The organism is Thermaurantiacus tibetensis, from assembly GCF_015354055.1.
Classification (GTDB): Bacteria; Pseudomonadota; Alphaproteobacteria; order Sphingomonadales; family Sphingomonadaceae; genus Thermaurantiacus; species Thermaurantiacus tibetensis.
In genome coordinates this window covers 88605-112645 of sequence record NZ_JACHTM010000005.1, presented here as the reverse complement: position 1 = coordinate 112645, position 24041 = coordinate 88605, and the positions used below count along the sequence as shown (strand labels likewise).

Here is a 24041-nt window from a genome sequence, read left to right as displayed (position 1 = left end):
CCGAGCTGGAGCCGGCAAGCCCGGTGCCCGGCTTCTGGGCGAACGGCACGCCCGAATGGCAGTCGCGGCGCAACCACTCGATCCTGGCGCACGGGTTCAGCCCGCTCACGGCCGAGGACTGGAAAAAGGCGCGCGCCTGGTTTGCGGAACGGGCGGGGGTGCTCTGGCGCGACCTGCCGGGCGGGGCGGAGGCCTGCCAGCTGCCCGACCGGCTGCCCGCGGGCTGAACCCGGCCTGCCCGATCTTCCGCAGCCAAGGGGGGTCCGCCCGCCCTTTCCGACGCCTGCCGGTCAGCCCGCGGTCAGCACCACCACACGGCCGATCGCGCCGGGCGGCGCTTCCGTGCCGGTTGCGCGCGCGGCGTCGCGGCGGGCAAGCGCGAGCACCTCGGCCGGGCAGTCGGGGTCGTGCACCACAAGGTCCGCGGCGGCGAGCGCGCGGACATCGCCGAGCGTGAGCGCCTCGGCGCCCGCAGCTGGCACCCGAATGACGCGCACCTCGGCAGCCGGCGCAGGCTGGGCGCCCGCCAGCGCGGCCCGGATCGCGCCTTCCGGGTCGGCCGCCGGCGAAAGCGGGTCGAGCGGTGCGCCCGGCGCGAGGAGCCGCGCCCAGAAGGCGCGTCGCTCGGCCGCCGTCGCATGCCGCGCCGCCACTTGAGGGCGGAGGGCGCGAATGGCTGTGGCAAGCGCCCCGAGCCCCGAAGGCAGCATGAGCTCCAGCCGCTCCCTCAGCGCCTTGGCGAGGCTGGCCGACGCGCCCGCCGTGCCGACTGCCACCGTCACCGGCGCGCGGTCGACGATCGCCGGCACGGTGACGTCACAGAGCTCCGGCCGGTCGACCACGTTGACGAGGAGCCCGCGCGCCCGGAGATCCGCCGCCGCGGCCTCCGCGCCTTCCGTCAGCGCGACGAAGGCGAGGCGGACCTCCGGCCCGAGGCGCTCCACGGGCACGCCGCCCGCGTCGCTGACCAGCCGGCGCTTGGCGTCTGCCGCCTGGCCGTCGCCCAGCACCAGCACCGGCCGGCCGCGCACGTCGAGGAAGAGCGGCAGCGCCTCCATGGGGTGCGCTAGAGGTTGGCGGCGAGCCAGGCCCGAAGCTGGGGCGCGATGTCGGGCCGCTCGAGCGCGATCGCCACGTTGGCGATGACATGGCCCGCCTTGTCGCCGCAGTCGAAGCGCCGGCCGGTGAAGGTCAGCGCATGGAAGGGCTGGCGGCCGATGAGCTCGGCCATGGCATCGGTCAGCTGGATCTCGCCGCCTGCGCCCCTGCGCCCTTCCCCGAGGATGTCCATCACCTCCGGCTGGAGAATGTAGCGGCCGATGACGGCGAGGCGCGAGGGTGCCGTGCCCGGAGCCGGCTTCTCGACGAGCCCCTTGACTTCCGTGACGAGGCCATGGGTCGCGCCGGGCGCCACGATCCCGTAGCGGTCGGTCTGGTCCTCCGGCACTTCCATGACGGCCACGAGGTTGCCGCCCAGCCGGGCATGGGCCTCCACCATCTGCTTCAGACAGGGGGCGGCGGGGTCGTGCAGGAACTCGTCGGGCAGCAGCACGGCAAAGGGCCTGCGGCCGACGATGTGCCGCGCGCACCAGACCGCATGGCCGAGGCCCAGCGGCTGCTGCTGGCGGGTCGAGATGACCGCGCCGGGCGGCAATTGGGTCTCGGCGAGGATGGCAAGCTCGCGCGCCTTGCCGCGCTCCTCGAGCAGCCGCACCAGCTCGCCCGGCACGTCGAAATAGTCGGCAAGGCTCGCCTTGCCGCGCGCGGTCACCAGCACGAACTGGCTGATGCCCGCAGCACGCGCCTCGTCCACCGCATACTGCAGGAGCGGCCGGTCGACGACCGGCAGCAGCTCCTTCGCCACCGACTTGGTGGCCGGCAGGAAGCGCGTGCCCATGCCACCCACCGGCAGCACGGCGATCTCGGGTCTGGTCATCCCCCCTCCTCGAGCCAGGGCGGCAGGTGCTCCTGCCGCAGCATGTCGTCCACCGTCTGGCGCTCCCGCACCAGCGCCCATTCGCGTCCCCTGACAAGCACTTCCGGGACCAGCGGACGCGAATTGTAGGTGGATGCCATGGTCGCCCCGTAGGCGCCGGCGGTCATGAGGGCGACGAGGTCGCCCGGTTCGAGCGGAGTCGTCTCGCGGTCCTCGGCGAACTGGTCGCCTGTCTCGCACACCGGGCCGACGAAGGTGGCGCGAAGCGCGCCCGGCCGCGGCACGACCGCCCGGATGTCGTGGAACACGCCGTAGAGGGTGGGGCGGATGAGGTCGTTCATGGCGGCATCCAGCACCACGAAGATGCGCCGCAAGCCCCGCTTCACCCGGATCACGCGCGAGACGAGGATGCCTGCGTTGCCGACGAGAAGGCGGCCGGGCTCGAAGGCGAGCCGCACGTCCCAGCCGGCCGTCACCCGCGCCACCATCGCGCCATAGGCCTCGGGCGACGGCGGCTCGGGAAGCGCCGGATCATAGGGAATGCCAAGCCCGCCACCGAGGTCGGCGCGGGTCACGGCAAGCCCGGCGCGGCGGATCTCGGCGATGAGCGCGCCCAGGCGGGAGAAGGCCGCCTCCATCGGCGCGAGGTCGCCAAGCTGGCTGCCGATGTGGACGGCAAGACCGTGGGGCACAAGGCCGGGAAGGCGCGCGGCCTCGGCGTAGAGCGCCGGGATGCGCTCGGCCGGAATGCCGAACTTGGCCTCCGACCCGCCGGTTGCGATCTTGGCGTGCGTGCCCGCGTCCACGTCCGGGTTGACCCTGAGCGCGACGGGGGCGGCGAGGCCAAGGCCCGCCGCGATGGCGGACAGCGCGTGGAGCTCCTCCTCGCTCTCGACGTTGATCTGGTAGATGCCGGCGCAGAGCGCCGCCTCGAGCTCGCCTGCCGTCTTGCCCACGCCCGAGAAGATGATGCGCTCCGGCGGCACGCCGGCGGCGAGCGCGCGGCGCATCTCCCCTTCCGAGACCACGTCGGCGCCGTAGCCCTCGCCGGCCAGCGTGCGGATAACGGCGAGGTTCGGGTTGGCCTTGACGGCGTAGGCCAGAAGCGGTGGCGGGGAGAGATGTGCGAGCGCGGCGCGGAACACCTGGGCGTGACGTGCGAGCGTCGCGGCGGAGTAGCAGTAGAAGGGGGTGCCGACGGCTTCGGCAAGCGCGGGGAGCGGAACGCCTTCCGCGTGCATCACGCCATCGACGAGCGCGAAATGGTGCATCTCAAGGAGGCGGCAGGTCGAAGCCGTCGGTGCGGCGCTCGCGGGTCACCGTCAGCACGTCGTCCTGCCGGACCGGCCGCGCCTCGGGCGGCAGGCGCAGACCCGCCTCGGTGTCGGCCGCGTCGCGGGCGCGCTGGGCGCGCCGCTGCTCCACGCTCCAGTCGGCGTCGGCCGGCACCCGCGTCAGCGCCCCCTTGTGGCCGCACCCGGCTACAAGCAAGGCGAGGACAAGGGCCAGACTCCCCTTCATGCGAAGGCCTCCAGCCGCTCGCGGGCCGCGGCAATCGCCTCCCGCACGGCGGCCGGGGCCGTGCCGCCCTCGCTCAGCCGCGAGGCGACCGAGGCCTCGACCGAAAGCGGCGCCTCGTGCGCATCGGCAAGCCGCGGGTCGATCGCCGCCAGCATCTCGGTGGAAAGCCCGGCAAGCTCCACCCCCGCCGCCTCGGCCGCCTTCACCGCCCGGCCGGTCAGGTGGTGCGCCTCGCGGAACGGCACGCCCTTCGCCCGCACGAGCCAGTCGGCAAGGTCGGTCGCAGTCGAGAAGCCGCTCGCCGCCACGGCCCGCATCCGCTCGGGCACGAAGCGGATATCGGCCATCATCCCGGCCATCGCCGCGATCGAAAGCTCGAGGAGGTCATGGGCCTCGAACAGCGGCTCCTTGTCGTCCTGCATGTCCTTGGAATAGGCGAGCGGCAGGCCCTTCATCGTGGCGCACAGCCCGGTCATCAGCCCGAGGATGCGGCCCGCGTGCCCGCGCACCAGCTCGGCGGCATCAGGGTTCCGCTTCTGCGGCATGATCGACGAGCCGGTCGACCAGGCGTCGGGAAGTTCGACGAAGCGGAAAGGCTGGCTGGCCCACAGCACCAGCTCCTCGGCCAGCCGCGACAGGTGGAGCGCGCATTGCGTCGCCGCCATGAGGTAGTCGAGTGCGAAATCCCGGTCCGAGACGCTGTCGAGCGCATTGGCGGTCGGCGCGTCGAAGCCGAGCAGCCTGGCGGTCAGCTCCCGGTCGATCGGAAAGCCGGTGCCGGCCAGCGCCGCCGCGCCCAGAGGGCAGAGGTTCATCCGCGCACGGGCGTCGAGAAACCGGTCGATGTCGCGCCAGAGCATCTCGACATAGGCCATGAGGTGATGGCCGAGCGTGACAGGCTGCGCCACCTGGAGGTGGGTGAAGCCGGGCATGACCGTCTCCGCCTCGGCTTCGGCCCGGTCGAGCAGGATGCGCGAGAAGGCAACCAGTGCCGCGACATGCGCGTCGATCGCATCGCGCACCCACAGGCGGAAGCTGGTGGCAACCTGGTCGTTGCGCGAACGCGCGGTATGGAGCCGCCCGGCTACCGGCCCGACGATCTCGGCGAGCTTCGCCTCGACCGTCATGTGGATGTCCTCGAGCGCAAGGTCCTCGGGCACGCCGTCCGCCTCCCACTGCGCCGCAAGCCGCTCGAGGCCGTCCACCAGCGCCTCCGCGTCGGCGGCTGCGAGGATGCCCGTCTCGCCGAGCATCCGGGCATGGGCGATCGAGCCGGCGATGTCGTGCCGCCACAGCCGCTTGTCGAACGGGATGGAGGCATTTATCCGCGCCATCACGGCGGCGGGGCCGCCGGCGAAGCGGCCGCCCCAGGCGCGGTTGGTCTCGGAGCCCGTCATGCGTCTCGTGCCCGTCCTTGCACTGCTTCTGGCCTCGCTTCTGGCCTCATGCGGCCCTGCTGAGCCGCCCGCCCCAGCGCCTAGCGGGCAGGCAGGCGCTGGGCAAGGAAGCGCCGCCCCGGCCGCGGCCGGGCGCCTCATTCGAGACTTCGCCGGAATGCCGGCGCCGGCGCTGCCGCTCGAGACCGGGCCCGATGGCAGGACCGAGACCATCGCCGACATTCTCGCCGCCAACCCGGGCCAGCCGGTGCTCGTCAACCTCTGGGCCACCTGGTGCGCGCCCTGCCTCAAGGAACTCCCCACCCTCGACCAGCTCGCCGCCGAGACGAAGGGCCGGCTTGTCGTGGTGCCGGTGAGCCAGGACATGGAGGGCTGGCGGAAGGTCGGCCCGGCCTTCACCGCCGAACGCTATCCGAACCTCCGCACCCGGCTCGAATCGGGCATGCAGTTCGGCGCTGCGGTGAAGGCGACCGGCCTGCCGCTCTCCATCCTCTACGGGCCCGACGGGAAGGAGATCTGGCGCTACGCCGGCGACCGGGACTGGGCGGGCGCCGAGGCGCGCGCCCTCCTCGGCCTCTAGCTGCGCTCAGGCGGCGGCCGGGCGGCGTCGGCGGGCGGCCGCGCCCACCAGCCCGAAGCCCGCGATCAGCAGCGCCCAGGTGCCCGGCTCGGGAATGACGCCCCCGGACGCGGGCAGGCCCTCGATGATGCCGCACGTCGCGCCGGTGCCGCAAAGCGCGACCGGGCCCGGGCCGATGGCAAACAGCAGGCCGGGAGCGGCGGCGCCAATGCCCTCGATGGCAAGCGTGGTGCCGTCGCCCAGCGGGCCGCCGTTCAGGTCATAGACGAGCCCGAACAGGTCGGCGAAACCGAGCGCGAAGGGCGCCACGATGGTCCCGCCGCTGTAGAACATGGTGAAGCCGGTGACTTCACCGGCGAAGCTGTTGAGCTGGCCATCGAGGTCGAAATCGGTGCCGTCGAAGGTGCCCGAGACGGTGCCGCCGCCGCCCCAGCCGCCGACCGCGAAGGTCCAGCTTCCCGGCCCTGCCGGCGCCACCGTGACGAGGCTCGCCGTGAAGTCGACTGCCGCCTGTGCCGGCGCCAGCGCCAGCCCGGCCGCCACGAGACCCGCTGCAACGATGTTGCGAAACATCCTGCTACCCCTCCGCGAACCGGAGGAACGCCCCATTGCCCCCCCGAACTGTTGTATTCTTATCACGCTTCCCGCGTGCCCGCAATCGGCTCAAGCGGCTTGCGCCGCCGCGAAGCGCGCTCCCACGGCCTTCCAGTTCACGACCTGCCACCAGGCCGCAAGATAGTCCGCCCGCCGGTTGCGGTAGCCGAGATAATAGGCGTGCTCCCAGAGATCGTTGACGAGGAGCGGCGTGCCCGAAAGCGCCGCGCCTTCCATCAGCGGGGACTGCTCGTCCGGCGTGGTGCCAACCACGAGCCGGCCGTTGCCCGCTCGCACCAGCCAGGCCCAGCCGCTGCCGAAATGGGCCGCGCCCGCGGCATCGAAGGCCTCGACGAGGCCGCCGGGGCTGCCAAAGTCGCGCTCGATCGCTGCCAGAAGCGCACCGTCCGGCGCGCCGCCCCTGCCCGGCGGCGCCATCGACTCCCAGAAGAAGGCGTGGTTCCAGTGCTGGCCGGCATTGGTCCGGACATCGGCGTGGAGCGTGCCGGCCCGTGCCAGCAGCGCCTCGAGCGACTTGCCCTGAAGGCTCGGCCGCGCGGCCAGCGCGGCATTGAGCTTGTCCACATAGGCCCGGTGGTGCGCGCCCCAGTGCAGCGACATGGTCTCGGCGTCGATCGCGGGGGCGAGCGCATCCAGGGCCCAGGCGAGCGGGGGCAGCGCGAAGGTCCCGTCGGGGCCTGGCAGGGTTTCCTCCGTCACGTGCGTCTCCTTGCCGTGGTCGCGTCTCAGCGCGGGCAGCGTTCGGTGCCGATCCGCTGCTTGGGGTGCGGCCCCTTCACGTCATTGCCGCAGGCAAGGACGCTCCCCTCGCCGAAGATCCGGATATAGGGGTGGTGGGCGCGCTCGCGCGTCGCGGCACGTACCCGGTTGCCGCGGATCAGGCAGTCGGTGCAGTTGCCGATCGCGATCGCGTTCCAGTCGTCGGTTGTCACCTCGTTGTCGATCACCTGGATGCGGGCGTAGCGATCGGTTCGCCGGCCGAAGCTGGTGATGCCCTGGCAATCGATCGGCGCCGGCGTGTCGATGACGTTGCGGCGGACCACGACATCCTCGATGGTCGCCCACATCTGGATGCAGTCGGGGTGGTCGCCGTCCTTCCAGCTGCCACCTTCGGCCTCGCAGCGCGCCTTCGCAACGCCGCCGCCCTGGACCCGGCCGTCGGCGAAGCTGCAGGTCGAGCGGATGGGGGCGAAGTCGCGGAAGCGGTTGCCCTCGACGAGACCGCCGCGGATGCCGGTGAAGTTGAGCCCGTCGGACCTGAGGCCGGTGAAGAGATTGTCGCGCACGGTGATGTCGCGGTTCTCGCGGCGGGTGACGAGACCGCGGTAGGCGTTGGTGAAAGTCACGCCCTCGATCGTCACCCGCTCGGCCCACTCGACGATGCCGCCATAGCCCTCCTGCTTCACGCCATCGCGCCCGCCGGGCGCTTCGACCGTGCCGCCGCGCCAGGTGAGGTCGGAGACCCGAATGAGCCACAGGCCGCGGATGGTGGCGCCCTTCGCGTCCACGGTGAGCGGCGCCCGCCGCCCGTGCAGGCGGATTGCCCCGCAGTCGCCCGAGAGCCGCACCGTGGCACCTGCCGGCGCATCGCGCGCCACGGCCTCGAAGGTCGCGCAGCTGGCCGGAAATGTCCCGTCGGCCGCCGCGCTCGGCGCCTGTGCGCAGGATCCCGCCAGCAGCGCGGCAGCGGGGAGAAGAACCCTCACCGGCGGGACTGCGCCGCTTCGAACAGCAGGCTCACCTGGTTCCAGTTTACCACCTCCCACCATTTCTGGAGATACTCGCCCCGCCGGTTGCGGTAGGAGAGGTAGTAGGCGTGCTCCCAGACGTCGTTGCCGAGGATGGGGGTGCCGCGCTCGGCCTCGGGCACCACGTCCATGAGCGGATTGTCCTGGTTGGGCGTGGACGTGATGGCGAGGCGGCCGTCAGGCCGGACGATGAGCCAGGCCCAGCCCGAGCCGAACTGCCTGAGGCCGGCCTGCTCGAACTGGCGGCGGAAGGCCGGCAGGCTCCCGAAGTCGCGGGCAATGGCGGCGAGCAGCCTGGGGCTCGGCTGGCCGCCGGTCCCCGGCGCCGTCATCAGTGTCCAGAAGAAGCGGTGGTTCCAGTGTCCGCCGCCGTTGTCGCGCACTGGCTTCGGCAGCGTCGAGACGCGCGCCAGCATCTGCTCCAGCGAGAGCTTCGCGAGCGCCGGGTCGGCGGCGACCGCCCGGTTGAGGTTGTCGACATAGGCGCGGTGGTGGGCGCCCCAGTGCAGCCGCATCGTCTCGGCATCGATGACGGGAGCGAGCGCGTCGAAGCCGTAAGGAAGCGGATCGAGCGCGAACGGGCCGACCGGAGCCGGCGCCGCGGCGGTGCCGGTGGCAGCGGGCTCAGGCGCCTGCGCCAGCGCCGGCGCGGCAAGGGCCAGGAGAAGGGCGGGAAGGAGGGCGGGGCGAAGGGTGCGCATCGGGAACTCCGGGGCAAGTCCGTCTCCCTTCCCCTAGGCGTCCGCCCCGCCCGCGCCAACCCCGCACGCTTCAGGGCAGCGGCTGCGGCCCCTCGAGCGCGTCGCAGAGCGCGGTCAGGAACGCGCCCGCCGGCGCGCCGTCGATCGCCCGGTGATCGACCGTCAGCGAAAGCCCCATGGTGCCGTCGCGGCCGATGGTGCCGAGCCCGACGATCGCCGTCTGCGGCCGGTTGAGGATCGGGGTGAAGTGCCGTACCCTCGTCAGGCCCAGGTTGGAGATGGAGATGGTCGCGCCCGACATCTCGCGGACCGTCAGCCTGTTCCGGGGCGCCCGCTCGACGAGGCTCGCGCGCTCGGCGGCGATCGTCGGCAGGTCCTTGCCCGCGCAGTCGAACACGCACGGCACCACGAGCGCGCCGGGAAGGGCGATCGCCACGCCGACGTGGATGTCCGCCTGGGGGACGACCGCACCGTCCACCTCGTGGGCGTTGAAGAGCGGGAAGCGGGGGAGGATGCGCGCGAGCGCGTGGATGACGAGATCCTCGTAGCCCACCTTCGTGCCGGCGGCCTTCCAGGCGGCGCGCGCGGCAGTCATGGCCGCGGCGTCGGCATCGGCAAAGAAGCTGAGCTGGGCGGTCGTCGCGAGCGACTCGGCCATCCGCCGGGCGATGACGCCGCGGACGCCGGTAAAGCGCAGCGCCTCGGCCACGCCCTACTCGATCACCGCGACGACATCGCCCTTGTTCACCACCACCTCGGGCTCGACCCTGATCCGGAGCGTGCCCGAGGCCGGGGCAGTGAGCTCGAGCGTCACCTTCTCGACGAGGACCTCGGCGATGAGGTCGCCTTCCTTGACCGTGCTGCCGTCCTTGTAGAGCCAGTGCACGATCGAGCCCGTCTTGTCATCCTCGTCCCACATGTCCTCGGGGATCCTGACTTCGGTCGTCATGCCATCAGCTTCCTTGCGGCATCGGCAATGCGGCCAGCAAGCGGAAGGATCGCCTGCTCGAGCGGCCGGGAGAAGGGGATGGGAATGTCGGGCGTCGTGACCCTGACAGGCGGCTTCTTGAACACCGTCGGGTCGCGCTCGGTGACGGTTGCGATCACCTCGCCCGAGACGCCGTAGGAGAGATAGTCCTCGTCGGTGACGATGAGGCGCCCGGTCTTGGCGACGCTTGCCATGATGCCGTCGCGGTCGAGCGGGACGAGCGAGCGCAGGTCGACGACTTCGGCCGAAATCCCCTCCTTCTCGAGCTCGTCGGCGGCCTTCAGGCTCTCGTGCACGCTCATGCCGAGTCCCGTGATGGTCACGTCGGTGCCTTCGCGGTAGACCTTCACCTTGCCGAAGGGAACGGTGTAGGGCTCCTCCGGCACTTCCGAGAGCGTCGTCTTGATGGGCGTTCCCATCCAGCCCACGCCCGCCGTTCCCTTGTGGGTCAGGAAAATGACGAAGTTCTCGTCGCGAAGCGCGGTGTGCAGCATGCCCTTCGCGTCATAGGCGTTGGAGGGATAGACCACCTTGGCGCCGGGGATGTGGGCGACGGTCGCGTGCAGGCACTGCGAGTGCTGGGCGGCATTGTTGTAGCCGCCGCCGGTGCCGATGAGGAGCGTCATCGGCACCTTGACCGCACCTCCCGACATGTAGTGGGTCTTGGAGGCGGTGTTGAGGAGCACGTTGTAGCACACGCCGATGAAGTCGATGTAGGCCAGGTCGATCACCGGGTGCATGCCGGCCATGGCTGCACCGGCGGCCATGCCGATGAAGCCGGTCTCGGAGATGGGAGTCGAGATGACCCGCTCGGGGCCATATTTGGCGCCGAAGCCGTCCATCGTCCCGAAGATGCCGCCGAACTTGTAGACATCCTCGCCCATGCAGAAGATCTCGGGCCGGCGCTCCATTTCCCAGTCGAGCGCCTCGCGCCCGGCGCGGCTCATGGTCAGGATGCGGCTCATGCGGCTTCTCCTGCGAACACGTGGTGGAAGGCTTCGGAGGGGTCGGGGTAGGGGGCTTCCTTGGCGAAGGCCATGGCCTTGGCCATGCGCGCCTTCGCCTCGGCCTCGATGGCATCCGCCTCCTCGGGCGTCAGCACCCCCTCGCGGAGCAGCTTCTCCCGGTAGACCGGAATGGGGTCCACCTGCTTCATCTGCTCGGGGATGTAGGCCTGCTGGTCGCCCATGAAGTGGCCGGCCAGCCGCGCCGTCTTGACCTCGAGGATGGTGCCGCCCTCGCCCGCCCGCGCCCGCGCGACTGCCCGCGCGGCGGCGAGGTAGATGTCGTCGGGGTCGTTGGTGCCGACCCACTCGCCCGCGATTCCGTAGGCCACGGCGCGGTCGGCGTTGCGCTCGATCGCGGTCGACTCCGACTTGGCGGTCGAGACGCCCCACTCGTTGTCCTGCACCACGGTAATGACAGGCAGCTTCCAGAGGCCCACCATGTTCAGGACTTCGTGGAACGCCCCCTGGTTCGCTGCCCCCTCGCCGATGAAGGCGACGGCCACGCCGGGCCGCTTCTGCAGGCGCCGGGCGAGCGCCATGCCGGCCGCCGGGCCCATGCCCTCGGCGATGATGCCGGAGGAGGCGAAGTTCACCGCCGGATCGTAGATGTGCATGTGGCCGCCCTTCCCCTGGGAGAGGCCCGCCTTCTTGCCGAGGAGTTCGGCGGCCATCCGGTCGAGGTCCACGCCGCGGGCGACGGCGACGTGGTGCGGCCGGTGGTCGGCGGTGATCATGTCGTCGGGGCCGAGGGCGGCACACACCCCCGCGCCCACCGGCTCGGCCCCGTTCGAGCAGTGCAGCTCGCCCGGCAGCGGCCCGGCGCCGAACTGGAAGATGGGAAGCTTCCCCTCCCAGTAGAGCGCGATCATCGCGTCGTCGAAGGCGCGCGACAGGGTCATGGTGCGGAAGAACCCCTTCCGCAGTTCGGGGGTGAGTTCCATGCGCCTTTCCTCCCGGATTGCCCGCACCCGCCCTAGCCGAAGGCCGGCAGCCGGTCGGCCTGTCGCTTTGGGCAGATGGCAGGCGCGCGGCCGGCGCCTTCGCGGCTGCGGGGCCGTGCTCCCCGAGACCGCCGCAGGCGGTTCCGCCGGGCAGCGGGCCGGGCTAGGGGGCGAGGGTGGTTCAAGATCTGGTGGTGATCGGCGGCGGCGTGAATGGCGCGGCGGTCGCGCGCGACGCTGCCGGCCGCGGCCTTGCCGTCACGCTTCTTGAGGCCGGAGACCTGGGCGGCGCCACGTCGTCCGCCTCGACCAAGCTTGTCCACGGCGGCCTGCGCTACCTCGAGTTCGGCGAGGTCGGCCTCGTCCGCAAGGCGCTCGTCGAGCGCGAGCGTCTGCTCCGCGCGGCGCCGCACATCGCCTGGCCGCTCCCCTTCCTGCTGCCGGTTGTCCCCTGGGGCCGGCCGGCGTGGCTCCTCGCCTGCGGGCTTCTCCTCTACGACCGGCTCGCCCGCCGGCGCGAGGTGCCAGCAGCGAGCCGGATCGACCTCGGCGCCCACGCGGCGGGCGGGGCGTTCCGGCCCGGGTTTCGGCTCGCGTTCCGCTTCTTCGACGGCTGGGTGGACGATGCCCGGCTCGTCGTTCTGCTGGCCCGCGACGCGCGGGAGCGGGGCGCGGAGATCCGGGTGCGCGACGGGGCGACATGCGCCCGCTTCGCCGACGGCGTCTGGCAGGTCGAGACCGCCTCCGGCCATCGGGTCGCCGCCCGCCATCTCGTCAACGCGACCGGCCCCTGGGCCGGGACCGTCGCGCGCGACCTGCTCGGCCTCGCCGATGCGCCGCGCCTGCGGCTCGTCCAGGGCGCCCACCTCGTCACCCGCCGGGTCAACCGCACCGGCGAGGCCTTCCTCCTGCAGCAGCCCGACGGCCGGGTCGTCTTCGTGCTGCCCTACGCGCGCGACTGGTCCCTGATCGGAACGACGGAAACCGCAGTCGAGGAGCCGGACTCGCCCGCCCCAACGGCAGAGGAGGAGGCCTATCTGCTGGCGGCGGCCAATGCCGTCCTCGCCCGCCCGCTGGCGCCGGCCGACGTGCGCCACCGTTTCGCCGGCATCCGCCCGCTGGTGCTCGAGGAAGGGAAGGGCCTGCGCGAGACGACGCGGGACTGGCGCTTCCACGCCCACGCGGCCGTGCCGGCCACCACCGTCGTCGGCGGCAAGATCACCACCTTCCGCCGGCTGGCCGAGGAGCTGGTCTCCCGCCTCTTTCCCTCCACCCGCCCGTGGACGGCGGACGCGGTGCTTCCGGGCGGCGCCATCCCCGATCGCGGCGGGCGCACGGCCCGCGCCAACTTCCTCCTCTGGATGCGCGACCTCGAGCGCCGCTTTCCTGACCATGACCCGCAGCTCGTCGCCCGGCTCGCCTCCCTCTACGGCACCGAGGCCGAGGCGCTGCTCGCGCGAGGGCTCGGGAGGCGGCTCCCCTCCGGCCTGTTCGAGGCCGAGGCGGCTCACCTTGCCGCGCACGAGTTCGCGCGGACCGAGGAGGACATGCTGTGGCGCCGCACCAAGCTGGCGCTTGCCGGCGAACGGCACCCGGCGCCCGGCCGGGCGCCCGCTGCCTGACGCGCTCCGGCTGCGCTGGCCCGCGACGCCTGCCGCCGGCCGCTCAGCGCTTGCGGCAGGTCCGCTTGACGACCGCGGTCTCGAAGCTGTCGGTGCCTTCCGGGAAGTCCGCGAGCGTCGCCTCGTCACCCTTCACCCACCAGACGAGGCCCTTGCCGGCCTCGAGGCCGATGTCTGAGGCATAGCGCGCGCCCGAGGCGGCGGGCGTCTGCTCGAGGCGGATGTCATAGCCCTGGATGACGAGCGCGACATCGGGCTTGCCGCCCGGGCCGGTGCCGTAGATGGCCGTCACCGGCAGTCCACCCTCGCACTCGTAGGCGACCGACTGCGAGACGGTGACGCTTTTGTCCACGGGAAGCTGGTCGAGCGGGATGCGCCGGGCCTCCTCTCCACGCGCGAGCTCGGCCGCGGCCTGCTCGGGCGTGACTTCCCTCGGGCCGCAGCCCGCGAGCAGCGCCGCAAGCAGGCCCGCCATGGGCAGCGCGACCCGGGTCACGCGCCGAGCGCCTTCTCGATCGCGGCGACGAGCTCGGGGCTGCCCGGCTCCACCCGGGAGCCGAACCCGGCGATGAGCCGCCCGTCGCGGCCGACGAGGAACTTGTGGAAGTTCCACTGCGGCTCGTTGTTGGCGGCAAGGCTCGCCCGCGCCCACTGGTAGAAGGGCGCGGCGTCGCGCCCCTTCACCCGCGCCTTCTCGGTCATGGGGAAGGTAATTCCGAACCGGGTCTCGCAGAACTCGGCGATCTTGCGGTTGTCGTCATATTCCTGGCCCATGAAGTCGCCGCTGGGCACGCCAATCACGGTGAAGCCGCGCGTCTTGTAGCGCTCGTGCAGCTTCTGGAGCCCGTCATACTGGGGCGTGAAACCGCACATGCTGGCGGTGTTGACCACGAGCAGCACCTGCCCCCGGAACTGGGAGAAGGGAAGCGGCTTGCCGTCGATCCGGGTCATGGTGAAGTCGAAGGCGCTGCGGGGCGCCTGCGCCGGCGACGCCGCCGGCTGGGCGATTGCCTCCGCTTCCACGTGCCGGCCCGTGGCCGTCAGCGCCATCGCCACGCCAGCCAGAAGAGCCGTCCCCCCAAGCACATAGGCCCAGACTCGCATCGCCTTCTCCGTCCTGCACCCCGCTCCGGCGTGGCCCTAGCCGAAAGCTTCCGCGGGGTAAACCGTGCCCAGCCCGCGCCCTTGCTGCCGGAAGCCGGCGCGCCTAAGCCGCGGGCCATGAAGCCCGGCGCCGGCCAGGACCGCGAAGAGACCGCCCGCTGGCGCACCGCGACCCGCGCGGTGCGCGGCGGCACCGCGCGCACGCCCCATGGCGAGACCAGCGAGGCGCTCTTCCTCACCTCGGGCTTTTCCTACGAGAGCGCCGCCGAGGCCGCCGCCCGCTTCCGCGGCGACGTCACCGGCATGACCTACAGCCGGCTCCAGAACCCGACCGTCGAGATGCTCGAGCACCGCCTCGCCCTCCTCGAGGGGGCCGAAGCCGCCCGCGCCACCGCGACCGGCATGGCCGCCATGACCGCCGCCCTCATGGCGACGCTCTCGGCCGGCGATCACCTCGTCGCGGGCCGTGCGCTGTTCGGCTCGTGCCGGGTGCTGGTCGACACCATCCTGCCCCGCCTCGGCATCTTGACCACCACGGTCGACGCCCGCTCGCCCGACGCCGTCGAAGCCGCCTTCCGCCCCAACACCCGCGCGGTCTTCCTCGAGACGCCCGCAAACCCCACGCTCGACATCGTCGACATCGCCGCCGTCGCCGCCATCGCCCATGCGCGGGGCGCCCTCGTCATCGTCGACAACGCCTTCGCCACGCCCATCGTCCAGCGCCCGCTCGAACTCGGCGCCGACATCGTCGCCCATTCCGCCACCAAGCTCATGGATGGGGGCGGCCGGGTGCTCGCCGGCGCCATCTGCGCCAGCCAGGCCTTCATGACCGACACGCTCCTCCCCTTCGTCCGCCACACCGGGCCCAACCTCTCGCCCTTCAACGCCTGGGTGGTGCTGAAGGCGCTCGAGACCCTGCCGCTCCGGGTGGCGCGCGCCGCGGAGAACGCGCTCGCCCTGGCCCGCTTCCTCGAACCGCGGGTGCAGACGCTCTACCCGGGCCTTCCCAGCCACCCGCAGCACGCGCTCGCCATGCGGCAGATGGCGAACGGCGGCACCATCATCACCCTCCACCTCGACGGCGGCACGCGGGCCGCGCATGCCCTCCTTGACGCGCTCCGGCTCATCGACATCTCGAACAACCTCGGCGACGCCAAGACGCTCATGACCCACCCGGCCACCACCACCCACCACAGCGTCTCGGCCGAGGTCCGCGCCGAGATGGGCATCACCGACGGCACGCTGCGCCTCTCCGTCGGGCTCGAGGACGTGGAGGACCTCATGGAAGATCTTGACCAGGCGCTGAGGAAGATCGGCCGATGAGCGGCTCGGGCAGCATCCTGGACCAGCTCTTCCCCTTCTTCGCGACGACTGCAGAGATCACGGTCCGCGTCCAGCCCCATTATGCCGCCGACCACAGCCAGCCCGAGGCCGGCGCCTGGATGTGGCGCTACCATGTCCGCATCGAGAACCACGGCGACCAGCTGGTCCGCCTGCTGGATCGCCACTGGATCATCCGCGACGCCGCCGGCCGGCGCGAGGACGTGGAGGGGCCGGGCGTGGTGGGCGAGCAGCCGCTCATCCCACCCGGCGGCGCGCACGACTATGTTTCTGCCTGCCCGCTCGGCACGCCGTCGGGCACCATGGAGGGAAGCTACGGCATGGAGCGCGCCGACGGCACCCGCTTCCGCGCGAAGATCCCGCTCTTCGCGCTCGTCTCGCCGGACAGCCGGCGGACGGCCAACTAGGAGGCGAGGGCCGCGGGCGTCATGCGCCGGTCGCTCCTGCCGCTCAATGCGCTGCGGGTCTTCGATGCGGCCGCGCGCACCCTCTCGTTTGCCAAGGCTGCCGACGAGCTCGCCGTCACCCCGGCTGCCGTGGGCCAGCAGATCCGCGCGCTCGAGGAGACGCTCGGCGTCATCCTCTTCCGCCGGTCGCCCAAGGGCCTCGAGCTGACCCCCGAGGCCGAGGCCGCGCTGCCGGCGCTCCGGGCCGGCTTCCTCGGGCTCGAGGAGTCGGTCGAGACGCTGCTCTCGGGCCAGGCGGCAACGCGGCTTGCCATTGCGGTCGCCCGCGGAGCGCTCCGCCACTGGCTCGCCCCGCGGCTCGAGACCTGGCTTGCCGCCAACCCGTCCGCCTCGGTCCGCATCCTGCCGCTCGACGCGCCCGTGGACTTCACCCAGGCGAACGTCGATCTCGCCCTCTCCTTCGGCCCGCCGCCCGACGCGGAAGGGGTGTTCGGCCGCAAGCTCGCCGACGAGGCGGTGGTGCCGGTCGCCCGGCCAGGCGCGCCCGACCGGCCGGTGCTGTGGCGCGCCATCGAGCAGGCCCAGGCCCCGCCTGGCGCCATCATGGTGAGCGACGCCGGCGCTGCGCTCGAATGGGCGCTCGCCGGCCTCGGCGTCGCCCGCGTGCCGCAGACGCTGGCCGCGGCAACGCTGGCTGCCGGCGAGCTCGAGACCCGCGGCGACCCCGAGCCGATTGCCGAGGCCTACTGGCTGTGCGCGCCGGCCCCGCAGTGGAAGAGCCCGAAGGTCCGCGCCCTCGTCGAGGCCCTGCTCGCCGCCTGACCGGCGCGGCTCACCAGAAGGGCTCGCATTGCGCCGGACCCTTGCGGGCCGGCCGTGCGTCAAGCCGGGCCTCGGCCAGCCAATAGGTCCAGGCGCCCGCCGTCGGCGCCGTCCGTTCGGCGATGAACAGCTCGAACGGCGCCCGGCCGGGGAGCGCCACCTGCCAGGCCCGCTCGCCCTCGCCCACCCCGGTCTTGACGCAAAGGGTGCGGGTCAGCGTGGCCCCGCGCGCCTCGAGCGCGGCCGGCAGGTTGACCGGGATCTCGACTCCCGTGCCGCGGAAGCTCGCGGTGAAGCGGTCGGCCCGCCCGGCCGTGCCGGCAAGCCCGGCGCCGAAGCCGCCGAGCCGGCCGCTCGCCAGCTCGCCCTCTTCGGGGCGCGGCGCCCAGCGCACCATGGGAAGCGCGCGCCTGAGCCCGTCGGCGGGGCCGGCCCCGGCCCCATGGGCAATGAGCAGCGCCTCGGCGATCGGCTGGGCGGCAGCCACCCGCGCCCAGTCGTCGGCGCAGGCACCGTCCAACCACTTCGCCGCCTGCGGGCCATTGGCGGCCAGCGTCTCCTTCCGGCATTTCGCCCGGAAGCGCGCCTCGGCATCGGCCGGCACCGGCGGCACCGCGACCGGCCGACCGGCCGACGCCGCGATCGGCGGGGGCGCAGCGGGCACGGGCACCGGCGCTGCTGCCGCCGCCGCGCCCGCCGCCGGCCGCGCCGCCAGCTTCCGCCCGTCGGTCGCATGCTCCTCGAACCGGCCTGCGGCCGCGTTCCAGCGGAGCTCGTCGCCGCAGCGCGCCGGCCCGCCGCAGGCCGGGCCCTGCCGGGCGATCTGCACCCGGGGCGGATTGCCCTCGACGATCCGCCAGGCGAGCAGGCGGTCGGCGAACGCGAGGCGCCCGTCGGCGAGGAACAGCTCGACCCGCGCCAGGCCCCCGGGCCGGAACAGCCCCGGCCGGCCGGTGCAGGGGAAATTCCCTTCCGACACGAGGAAGTCCGTCGCGCCATCGCCAGTAAGATCGAGCGGGAAGACGAACTGCCCCGGCCCGGCCGGCTGGCCAACCCTGCCACCCGCGGCCACGCAGGCCTTCGCCATCTCCTGCATCCGGCCCCTGACGGCCTCCGGTAGCGGCTGGGCAATCCCCGGGCCGGCAGCGGCCAGCACCGCCAGCACACCCATCCGGATTCGCATATCCTGCCCTCCTCCAGACCCGCCTGCAGCCCGGGGGCGGGACATGCAACCCGGCCGGCAGGCGGGCGTGCTACACCCGCTCGATGATGATGGCGGGTGCCATGCCGCCGGCGGCGCACATCGTGACGAGCCCGCGCTTCAGGTCGCGGCGCTCCAGCTCGTCGAGGATCGTACCGATGAGGATTGCGCCGGTCGCGCCGATGGGGTGGCCAAGCGCGATCGCCCCGCCGTTCACGTTGACCTTCTCGCGGTCGAGGCGGAGATCGCGGATGAACTTCTCGGCGACAACCGCGAAGGCCTCGTTCACCTCGAAGAGGTCGATGTCGTCGAGGGTGAGGCCCGCCTTCGCCAGCACCTTCTTGGCTGCCGGCACCGGCGCGTTCAGCATGAGGGTCGGGCAGTCGCCCATGTTGGCCATCGCCACCACCCGGGCGCGGGGCTTGAGACCATGCTTTTCGGCATAGGCCCGGCTCGTCACCAAAACCGCGGCCGCACCATCCACCACGCCCGAGGAATTGCCGGCGTGATGCACATGCCGGATGTCGAGGTTCGGGTATTTGCGGCGGATGAGGCTCGCAAAGGTCGTCCCCTCGGCGTCGAGCGGCAGGTTGGCGAGCTTGGCGAACGCCGGCTCCAGCTCGGCGAGCTTTTCCATCGTGGTGTCGGGCCGGGGATATTCCTCGCGGTCGAGCGCGACCGAGCCGTCGAGGTTCAGGACCGGCACCAGCGATTTCGCGAACCGCCCCTCGGCAAGGGCCGCTGCGGCCCGCTTCTGGCTCTCGAGCCCCAGCGCATCGAGCGCCTCGCGGGAAATGCCCTCCATCGTCGCGATCGCGTCGCCGCACACGCCCTGGTGCGACTGCGGGTGCAGCTCCTGCAAGTGCGCGTTGCCCGAGCCCATGAGCATCGGCGGGAAGCCGGCGGCGCGCTCCTCCTGCGCCATGGTGGCAGTCAGCGACATCATCTCGGTCCCGCCGGCGACGATGCAGTCTTCGAGGCCCGACATGACCATGCCGGCAGCGAGGTTCACCGAGGTGATGCCGCCGCCGCAGAAGCGGTCGAGCGTCATGCCTGACGAGCGGATGTCATAGCCGGCGTCGAGCGCGGCCATGCGGCCGAGGTCGCCGCCCTGCTTGCCCTTCTGGGTGCTCGTCGACCAGATGACATCGTCGACGGTCGCAGTGTCGAGCCCGTTGCGCTCGGCGATCGCCTTCAGGACCGTGGCGGCCAGGTGCTGCGGGTGGAGGTGGGCCAGCGCCCCCTTGCCCGCCTTGCCGATCCCGCGCGGGGTCCTGACCGCGTCGATGATGAGCGCTTCCGCCATGTCCGTCTCCCGTGCCTGTTGCCCCGCCCCTTGCGCGGCACCCGCCGGCTTGCCACCTGCCGGATTGGCGAGCCCCGCCGCCGCTCCGTGCCCTTGACCCCCGGCCCGCGCGGGCGCAACCCGCCGCGATGGACCCCCTCTTCGACTTCACCGGCTGCCGCGCGCTCGTCACCGGCGGCAGCCGCGGCCTTGGCCGCGAGATGGCGCTTGCCCTTGCTGCCCGCGGCGCCGACGTGGTGGTGGCCAGCCGCAAGCTCCCCGCCTGCGAGGCGGTCGCAGCCGAGATCGCGGCCCTCGGCCGCCGGGCCGTGCCGATTGCCGCCAACGTGAGCCACTGGGACCAGTGCGACTCGCTCGCGGCGGCCGCCTGGGCTGCGCTCGGCGGGCTCGACATCCTCGTCAACAACGCCGGCTCGGGCCCTCGGCTTCCCTCGCCCGACGTCTCCGAGGCCCTGTTCGACAAGGTGCTGGGCCTGAACGCCAAGGGGCCGTTCCGCCTCGCCGCGCAGCTTGGCGCGCGCATGAAGGCCCAAGGCGGTGGCGCCATCCTCAACATCTCGTCGATCGCCGCGCGCGTGCCCATGCCCGAGGTCGTGCCCTACAGCATGGCCAAGGCCGCGCTCGAGGCGATGACCGCCGCCCTTGCCCACGAGTTCGCCCCCGAGGTGCGGGTGAACGCGATCGCCGCCGGCCCCTTCCTCACCGACATCGCCGACGCCTGGCCCGAGGAGGCGCGCCAGACCGCCCCCAACGCGCTCCGCCGCCCCGGCCGGCCGGAGGAGATCGCAACCGCAGCCCTTGCCCTCCTCGCGCCCGCTTCCAGCTTCCTCACCGGCGCGGTGCTCCGCGTCGACGGCGGCCACTGATGCCGCTCGTCCACCACGAAGGCGGCATGGACGCGGAGAGCTTCACGGCGTTCGCCGACCAGCTCCGGCGCTACGTGCGCGAGCGGCTCATCCCGGCCGAACCCGAGGTCATCGCCGCGGACCGGGTGCCAGACGCCATCCTCGACGAGATGCGGGCGATGGGGCTCTTCGCCATCACCGTGCCGGAAGCCCATGGCGGCATCGGCATGAACGTCTCGCAATATGTCGAGACCATCCGTCTGCTTGCCCATGCCGCGCCCGCCTACCGCTCGGCCCTCTCGATCTCGGTCGGCATGGTCTGCTCGGCGCTCAAGGCCGCCGGCACCGAGGCGCAGAAGGCGGAGTGGCTCCCCCGCATCGCCCGGGGCATGATTGCGAGCTTCGCGCTTTCCGAACCGGGCTCGGGCTCGGACTCGGCGGGGCTCATGACCCGCGCGGTGCGCGACGGCAGCGACTGGATTCTCACCGGCACGAAGCGCTACATCACCAACGCGCCGATGGCGGAACTCGCCCTCGTCATGGCCCGCACTCACCCCGAGCGGCTGCCGGGCAACGCCCATGTCTCGGCCTTCCTCGTGCCCATGGACAGGCCCGGAGTCTCGGTCGGCCGGCCGGACCGCAAGATGGGCCAGGCCGGAAGCCAGATCGCCGACATTGTCCTTGACGAGGTGCGCCTGCCCCATGACGCGCTCCTCGGCGGCGAGGAAGGGAAGGGCTTCCGCGCTGCGATGCAGAGCCTCGACAATGGCCGGCTTTCGGTCGCGGCCGCTGCCACCGGCTATGCCCGGCGGATCCTCGAGACTGCCACCCGCTACGCGACCGAGCGCCAGGCCTTCGGCGAGCCGATCGCGAGCTTCCAGCTCATCCAGGCCATGCTGGCCGACAGCGAGGCAGAGATCTACGCTGCCGAGTGCATGCTGGCGGATGCCTGCCGCCTCGCCGACACCGGCAGGCGCGTCACCATCGAGGCGGCGGCCGCCAAGATGTTCGCCTCCGAGATGTGCGGGCGGGTTGCCGACCGCTGCGTCCAGATCCACGGCGGCGCCGGCTATCTCGCCGAATATCCGGCCGAGCGCTTCTTCCGCGACGCCCGCCTCTACCGCATCTACGAGGGCACCACCCAGATCCTCCAGCTGGTGATTGCCCGCGCCATGCTGAAGGCGCTCGCCGCCGAGGCCTAGGCCGCCGAGACCGCGGCGGGCGCCGGCCGGGCCACGCGCATGCCGGCGATCCGCTGGTCGAGGATGGCCTCGGCCTCGGCGACGATGCGGTCGATAAGCTCGCGGCAGGTCGGGATGTCGTGGATGAGGCCCTGAACCATCCCGGCCCAGAACACGCCCTTCGAGAGATCCCCGGTCTTCAGAAGCTCGGCCCCCGCCCGGCCCGAGACCAGCTCGGCGACATCCTCGAACTTCGCGCCCGGCTGGGCCAGCCGCCGCGCGACCTCGTCGGAAACCTCCGACTTCCCCACCCGTGCGGTGTTCTTGAAGTTGCGGAAGATGAGGTGCGTGCCGCGCTCGTCGTTCTCGATGTACTTGCGCTTGACGTTCTCGTGGATGGGGGCCTCGACGGTGGCGCAGAAGCGGGTGCCCATGTTGATCCCCTCGGCGCCGAGCGCGAGCGCTGCCACCAGCCCGCGGCCATCGCCGAACCCGCCGGAGGCCAGAAGCGGGATCTTCACCCGGTCGGCCGCTGCCGGGATGAGGATGAGGCCCGGGATGTCGTCCTCGCCCGGGTGGCCGGCGCACTCGAACCCGTCGATCGAGATGATGTCCACGCCCTTGCGCTCGGCCGAGAGCGCGTGCCTGACCGCCGTGCACTTGTGGAGGATGAGCGTGTCGTGGCGGCGCAGCACCTCCCACACCTCGGCGACCGCCTGGGTCCCCGCCGTCTCGAAGATCCGCACGCCTTCGGCGAGCGCGGCCTCGGCATAGGCCACGTAGTCGGGGCTCATCATTGTCGGAAAGACGGTGATGTTCACGCCGAAGGGCCGGTCGGTCATCCCCCGGCAGCGCTGGATCTCGTCCCTGAGCGCGGCCGGCGTCGGCTGGGTGAGGGCGGTCAGGATGCCGAGCCCGCCGGCGTTGGAGACGGCCGCGGCGAGCTCCGCCACCCCCACCGACTGCATCCCCCCCTGGACGATCGGATGGGCGATGCCCAAGAGCTCGGTGATCCGGGTCCTGAACGGCATGGGCTCCTCCCCTTTCTGGCCGCGCCTGCCCTGCGCTGCCGCGAGGGCCCTCGTCAACCGGGCGTCAGAAGCCCGGGCTGAACCACTGGCTGAACCGGTCCTGGGTGGCGTGATAGGCCTCGACGTCGGCGGCTGCCGCCTCGTTGCTGAGGCTGGTCGCCCCGGCGCGCGAGGGCGGCGTCGCCCCCGCGCCGAGGCCCGCCGCGACCGAGCCGGGGCGCACCCGAAACTCGGAGAGGTTCGGCAGCGAGGCGGTCGGTCGCGCACCGAACACGGCCGCAACCGGCTCGCCGGTGCGGGTCTGCGAGTCCCAGATCTTCAGGTTGCGCGCCTGGGTCACGCCGGTCGCCGGCAGGTTGAAGAAGGTCGAGATGTTCCGCTCCACCCGGACTCCGTTCGTCTCCCACAGCCGCAGCTGGGGCTGGAATCCGCTTCCCGTCCTCCCCGCGGGATCGTTGACGACGGCATTGGTGTCGGCGTGGGGCGAGGCAACGATGCTATTCTTCCAGACGAGGGCATTGCGCGCCCAGCTCAGGGTGATGCCGTGGCCAGAGGAGCCATAGTAGATGTTGTCGCGGACTTCGACATGCTCGTGGAACATGGTGCCGCGCGCTTCCGGTGGAATGTAGCCTGCAGTCAGGAACAGGCCCTGTACCGGGCGCTGGTCGCCGAGCGGCAGGAAATTCTCGGCAATGACAACGTCGCGCAGGCCCTGGGTTTCGCCGCTCATCCAGAACTGGACCGCATCCGGATGCTCGCCCAGCGCATAATTCGGCAGGATCAGCTGGAAGCGGTTGCGCCGCAGGAGCAGCCGGTCGATGGCGCAGGCGTTCAGCCCCTCGCGCACGTACTGGAAGGTGCAATCGGCGACGATCACGCCCTGCGACCGCTGGAGATAGGCGGCAACGCGCAGATCCTGGAACCGGCAGTTGCTGACCGTGACGCGGCTGCTGAACCGCACCCAGAGGCCGGTGTTCGCGTCATCCCAGGGATCGAGGTTCGGGGTGCCGCCGATCCGGAGCCCGCCGAGCCGGATGTCGCTTGCATTGTAGACATTCACGAGCGGGTGGCTCGTGCCGACGACATTCATGTTGACGATCGCGATTCCGGCGGAGTCGCGGAGGCCGAGGGCGGTGAAGCTCGGCCGGGTCGTTCCGGCCGGCCGGATCAGGATTCCGCTGCCCGACTTGGCGATCCCCGAGAAATTGACCGGCCCGTAGTTGCCGGGGTTCACGAGGATGGTCGCACCCGGCGCCGCCGCCCGAGCCGCTGACACCAGCTCGGCCGCAGTCGAGACGGTGATCGGCCCGGATGCGTTGCCGGCCGCAGTCCCCGGGGCTGCAGCCAGCGCGAGCCCCGAGCCGACGAAGGCGCGGCGCGAGAGGCGGACGGCATGGCCGGCCGGCATCCCGGGACGGGCGGCGCCTGCGGGCAGGGCGCAGGGCTCGCCGGCGCACGGCAAAGAGACAAAGCGGTGGGGCATCTCGTTCTCCCGTGGCAGGCTCCGATCCGGAAGGGCTTTCCGGACGTGGAACTGGCGCCGGCCGCGAGCGGGCGCGCGACACGGCTGCCAAAATGGCATATAAGACCGTATCTGGAATGACCTGACCAGGATAATCAGGGGCTTCCAGGCTCTCTGCGTCTCACCCAGCCGCTGCAACGGGTCAACCACCGCCCGTCTTGTAACCGGAACCGTTCATCTCACGCGCTGTTAACCATGTTTCAGGTCAGTCGCAGGGCCTTCTCC

General features: G+C 72.0%; 27 protein-coding genes. 8 read left to right on the top strand and 19 right to left on the bottom strand.

From position 1 onward, the window contains the following. Positions 1 to 227 (top strand): hypothetical protein (locus H3H34_RS12705; RefSeq protein ID WP_194745658.1); only part of this gene is annotated, 227 nt, incomplete at its 5' end. A 63-nt stretch (positions 228 to 290) separates the two neighbouring features. On the opposite strand, the gene H3H34_RS12700 is transcribed toward H3H34_RS12705, so the two are convergent. The 5 genes from H3H34_RS12700 to argH all read right to left on the bottom strand — a co-directional run bounded on the left by H3H34_RS12700 (position 291) and on the right by argH (position 4854). Further along, a complete protein-coding gene (locus H3H34_RS12700; protein ID WP_194745657.1) occupies positions 291 to 1058 on the bottom strand; it encodes a precorrin-2 dehydrogenase/sirohydrochlorin ferrochelatase family protein in 768 nt (255 codons plus the stop codon). An 8-nt stretch (positions 1059 to 1066) separates the two neighbouring features. Continuing rightward, positions 1067 to 1936, bottom strand: coding sequence for a UTP--glucose-1-phosphate uridylyltransferase (locus H3H34_RS12695; RefSeq protein ID WP_194745656.1), 870 nt, complete (start codon positions 1934 to 1936; stop codon positions 1067 to 1069). Next, a complete protein-coding gene (lysA, locus tag H3H34_RS12690) occupies positions 1933 to 3207 on the bottom strand; it encodes a diaminopimelate decarboxylase (RefSeq protein WP_194745655.1) in 1275 nt (424 codons plus the stop codon). Before lysA ends, H3H34_RS12695 begins: the two co-directional genes overlap by 4 nt. 1 nt (position 3208) lies before the next feature. Beyond that, entirely contained in the window at positions 3209 to 3385 is a 177-nt protein-coding gene (locus H3H34_RS12685) for a hypothetical protein (protein WP_207790946.1), read from the bottom strand. A gap of 68 nt (positions 3386 to 3453) precedes the next feature. Beyond that, the gene (gene argH / locus H3H34_RS12680) at positions 3454 to 4854 is read right to left on the bottom strand and encodes an argininosuccinate lyase (RefSeq protein WP_194745653.1); all 1401 of its coding nucleotides are present in this window, start codon (positions 4852 to 4854) and stop codon (positions 3454 to 3456) included. A gap of 157 nt (positions 4855 to 5011) precedes the next feature. Between argH and H3H34_RS12675 the strand changes: the two genes are divergently transcribed. Next, positions 5012 to 5434, top strand: a complete 423-nt coding sequence (locus tag H3H34_RS12675) for a TlpA family protein disulfide reductase (RefSeq protein WP_194745652.1) — start codon at positions 5012 to 5014, stop codon at positions 5432 to 5434. Positions 5435 to 5440: 6 nt separating this feature from the next. Here H3H34_RS12675 and H3H34_RS13390 read toward each other — a convergent pair whose 3' ends face one another. The 8 genes from H3H34_RS13390 to H3H34_RS12635 form a co-directional block, all read right to left on the bottom strand. Continuing rightward, positions 5441 to 6007, bottom strand: coding sequence for a PEPxxWA-CTERM sorting domain-containing protein (locus H3H34_RS13390; RefSeq protein ID WP_207790945.1), 567 nt, complete (start codon positions 6005 to 6007; stop codon positions 5441 to 5443). Between the two features lie 90 nt (positions 6008 to 6097). Then, a complete protein-coding gene (locus tag H3H34_RS12665) occupies positions 6098 to 6748 on the bottom strand; it encodes a superoxide dismutase (RefSeq protein WP_328832077.1) in 651 nt (216 codons plus the stop codon). A gap of 26 nt (positions 6749 to 6774) precedes the next feature. Then, positions 6775 to 7755, bottom strand: coding sequence for a right-handed parallel beta-helix repeat-containing protein (locus tag H3H34_RS12660; protein WP_194745651.1), 981 nt, complete (start codon positions 7753 to 7755; stop codon positions 6775 to 6777). After that, on the bottom strand, positions 7752 to 8498 hold the full coding sequence (locus H3H34_RS12655; protein ID WP_194745650.1) for a superoxide dismutase: 747 nt from the start codon (positions 8496 to 8498) through the stop codon (positions 7752 to 7754). The genes H3H34_RS12660 and H3H34_RS12655 overlap by 4 nt, the downstream gene beginning before the upstream one ends. Positions 8499 to 8568: 70 nt before the next feature. Next, positions 8569 to 9207, bottom strand: a complete 639-nt coding sequence (locus tag H3H34_RS12650; RefSeq protein ID WP_207790944.1) for a 2-oxo acid dehydrogenase subunit E2 — start codon at positions 9205 to 9207, stop codon at positions 8569 to 8571. Between the two features lie 3 nt (positions 9208 to 9210). Further along, the gene (locus H3H34_RS12645; protein WP_194745649.1) at positions 9211 to 9447 is read right to left on the bottom strand and encodes a biotin/lipoyl-containing protein; all 237 of its coding nucleotides are present in this window, start codon (positions 9445 to 9447) and stop codon (positions 9211 to 9213) included. Then, positions 9444 to 10451, bottom strand: coding sequence for an alpha-ketoacid dehydrogenase subunit beta (locus H3H34_RS12640; protein ID WP_194745648.1), 1008 nt, complete (start codon positions 10449 to 10451; stop codon positions 9444 to 9446). Before H3H34_RS12640 ends, H3H34_RS12645 begins: the two co-directional genes overlap by 4 nt. Further along, on the bottom strand, positions 10448 to 11434 hold the full coding sequence (locus H3H34_RS12635) for a thiamine pyrophosphate-dependent dehydrogenase E1 component subunit alpha (protein ID WP_194745647.1): 987 nt from the start codon (positions 11432 to 11434) through the stop codon (positions 10448 to 10450). The genes H3H34_RS12640 and H3H34_RS12635 overlap by 4 nt, the downstream gene beginning before the upstream one ends. 176 nt (positions 11435 to 11610) lie before the next feature. Here H3H34_RS12635 and glpD point away from each other — a divergent pair, with 176 nt between their 5' ends. After that, a complete protein-coding gene (glpD, locus tag H3H34_RS12630; protein ID WP_194745646.1) occupies positions 11611 to 13056 on the top strand; it encodes a glycerol-3-phosphate dehydrogenase in 1446 nt (481 codons plus the stop codon). Between the two features lie 43 nt (positions 13057 to 13099). On the opposite strand, the gene H3H34_RS12625 is transcribed toward glpD, so the two are convergent. Both H3H34_RS12625 and H3H34_RS12620 read right to left on the bottom strand, forming a co-directional pair. Continuing rightward, positions 13100 to 13552, bottom strand: a complete 453-nt coding sequence (locus tag H3H34_RS12625) for an MliC family protein (protein ID WP_194751922.1) — start codon at positions 13550 to 13552, stop codon at positions 13100 to 13102. After that, a complete protein-coding gene (locus H3H34_RS12620) occupies positions 13549 to 14160 on the bottom strand; it encodes a glutathione peroxidase (protein ID WP_235983273.1) in 612 nt (203 codons plus the stop codon). The genes H3H34_RS12625 and H3H34_RS12620 overlap by 4 nt, the downstream gene beginning before the upstream one ends. Positions 14161 to 14277: 117 nt before the next feature. Here H3H34_RS12620 and metZ point away from each other — a divergent pair, with 117 nt between their 5' ends. From metZ to H3H34_RS12605, 3 genes are read left to right on the top strand one after another with little or no spacing between them, the layout of a single operon-like run. After that, positions 14278 to 15483 carry an O-succinylhomoserine sulfhydrylase gene (gene metZ, locus H3H34_RS12615; protein ID WP_194745644.1) on the top strand — a complete coding sequence of 402 codons (1206 nt, stop codon included), beginning with the start codon at positions 14278 to 14280 and terminating at the stop codon, positions 15481 to 15483. Then, the gene (gene apaG, locus H3H34_RS12610) at positions 15480 to 15908 is read left to right on the top strand and encodes a Co2+/Mg2+ efflux protein ApaG (protein WP_194745643.1); all 429 of its coding nucleotides are present in this window, start codon (positions 15480 to 15482) and stop codon (positions 15906 to 15908) included. Before metZ ends, apaG begins: the two co-directional genes overlap by 4 nt. 21 nt (positions 15909 to 15929) lie before the next feature. Then, positions 15930 to 16730, top strand: coding sequence for a LysR substrate-binding domain-containing protein (locus H3H34_RS12605; RefSeq protein ID WP_194745642.1), 801 nt, complete (start codon positions 15930 to 15932; stop codon positions 16728 to 16730). A 10-nt stretch (positions 16731 to 16740) separates the two neighbouring features. Here H3H34_RS12605 and H3H34_RS12600 read toward each other — a convergent pair whose 3' ends face one another. Next, positions 16741 to 17913: a hypothetical protein gene (locus tag H3H34_RS12600; RefSeq protein ID WP_194745641.1), complete on the bottom strand. Its 1173-nt coding sequence runs from the start codon at positions 17911 to 17913 to the stop codon at positions 16741 to 16743. A 70-nt stretch (positions 17914 to 17983) separates the two neighbouring features. After that, complete coding sequence (locus H3H34_RS12595) at positions 17984 to 19237, bottom strand: acetyl-CoA C-acetyltransferase (RefSeq protein WP_194745640.1); 1254 nt, start codon at positions 19235 to 19237, stop codon at positions 17984 to 17986. Positions 19238 to 19365: 128 nt separating this feature from the next. Here H3H34_RS12595 and H3H34_RS12590 point away from each other — a divergent pair, with 128 nt between their 5' ends. Then, entirely contained in the window at positions 19366 to 20103 is a 738-nt protein-coding gene (locus H3H34_RS12590) for an SDR family NAD(P)-dependent oxidoreductase (protein ID WP_194745639.1), read from the top strand. Further along, positions 20103 to 21284, top strand: a complete 1182-nt coding sequence (locus tag H3H34_RS12585) for an acyl-CoA dehydrogenase family protein (RefSeq protein ID WP_194745638.1) — start codon at positions 20103 to 20105, stop codon at positions 21282 to 21284. The genes H3H34_RS12590 and H3H34_RS12585 overlap by 1 nt, the downstream gene beginning before the upstream one ends. Here H3H34_RS12585 and H3H34_RS12580 read toward each other — a convergent pair. Both H3H34_RS12580 and H3H34_RS12575 read right to left on the bottom strand, forming a co-directional pair. Continuing rightward, positions 21281 to 22294: an NAD(P)H-dependent flavin oxidoreductase gene (locus H3H34_RS12580; protein ID WP_194745637.1), complete on the bottom strand. Its 1014-nt coding sequence runs from the start codon at positions 22292 to 22294 to the stop codon at positions 21281 to 21283. The genes H3H34_RS12585 and H3H34_RS12580 overlap by 4 nt on opposite strands. A 64-nt stretch (positions 22295 to 22358) precedes the next feature. Then, positions 22359 to 23777, bottom strand: coding sequence for a right-handed parallel beta-helix repeat-containing protein (locus tag H3H34_RS12575; protein ID WP_194745636.1), 1419 nt, complete (start codon positions 23775 to 23777; stop codon positions 22359 to 22361). Between the last annotated feature and the right edge of the window lie 264 nt (positions 23778 to 24041).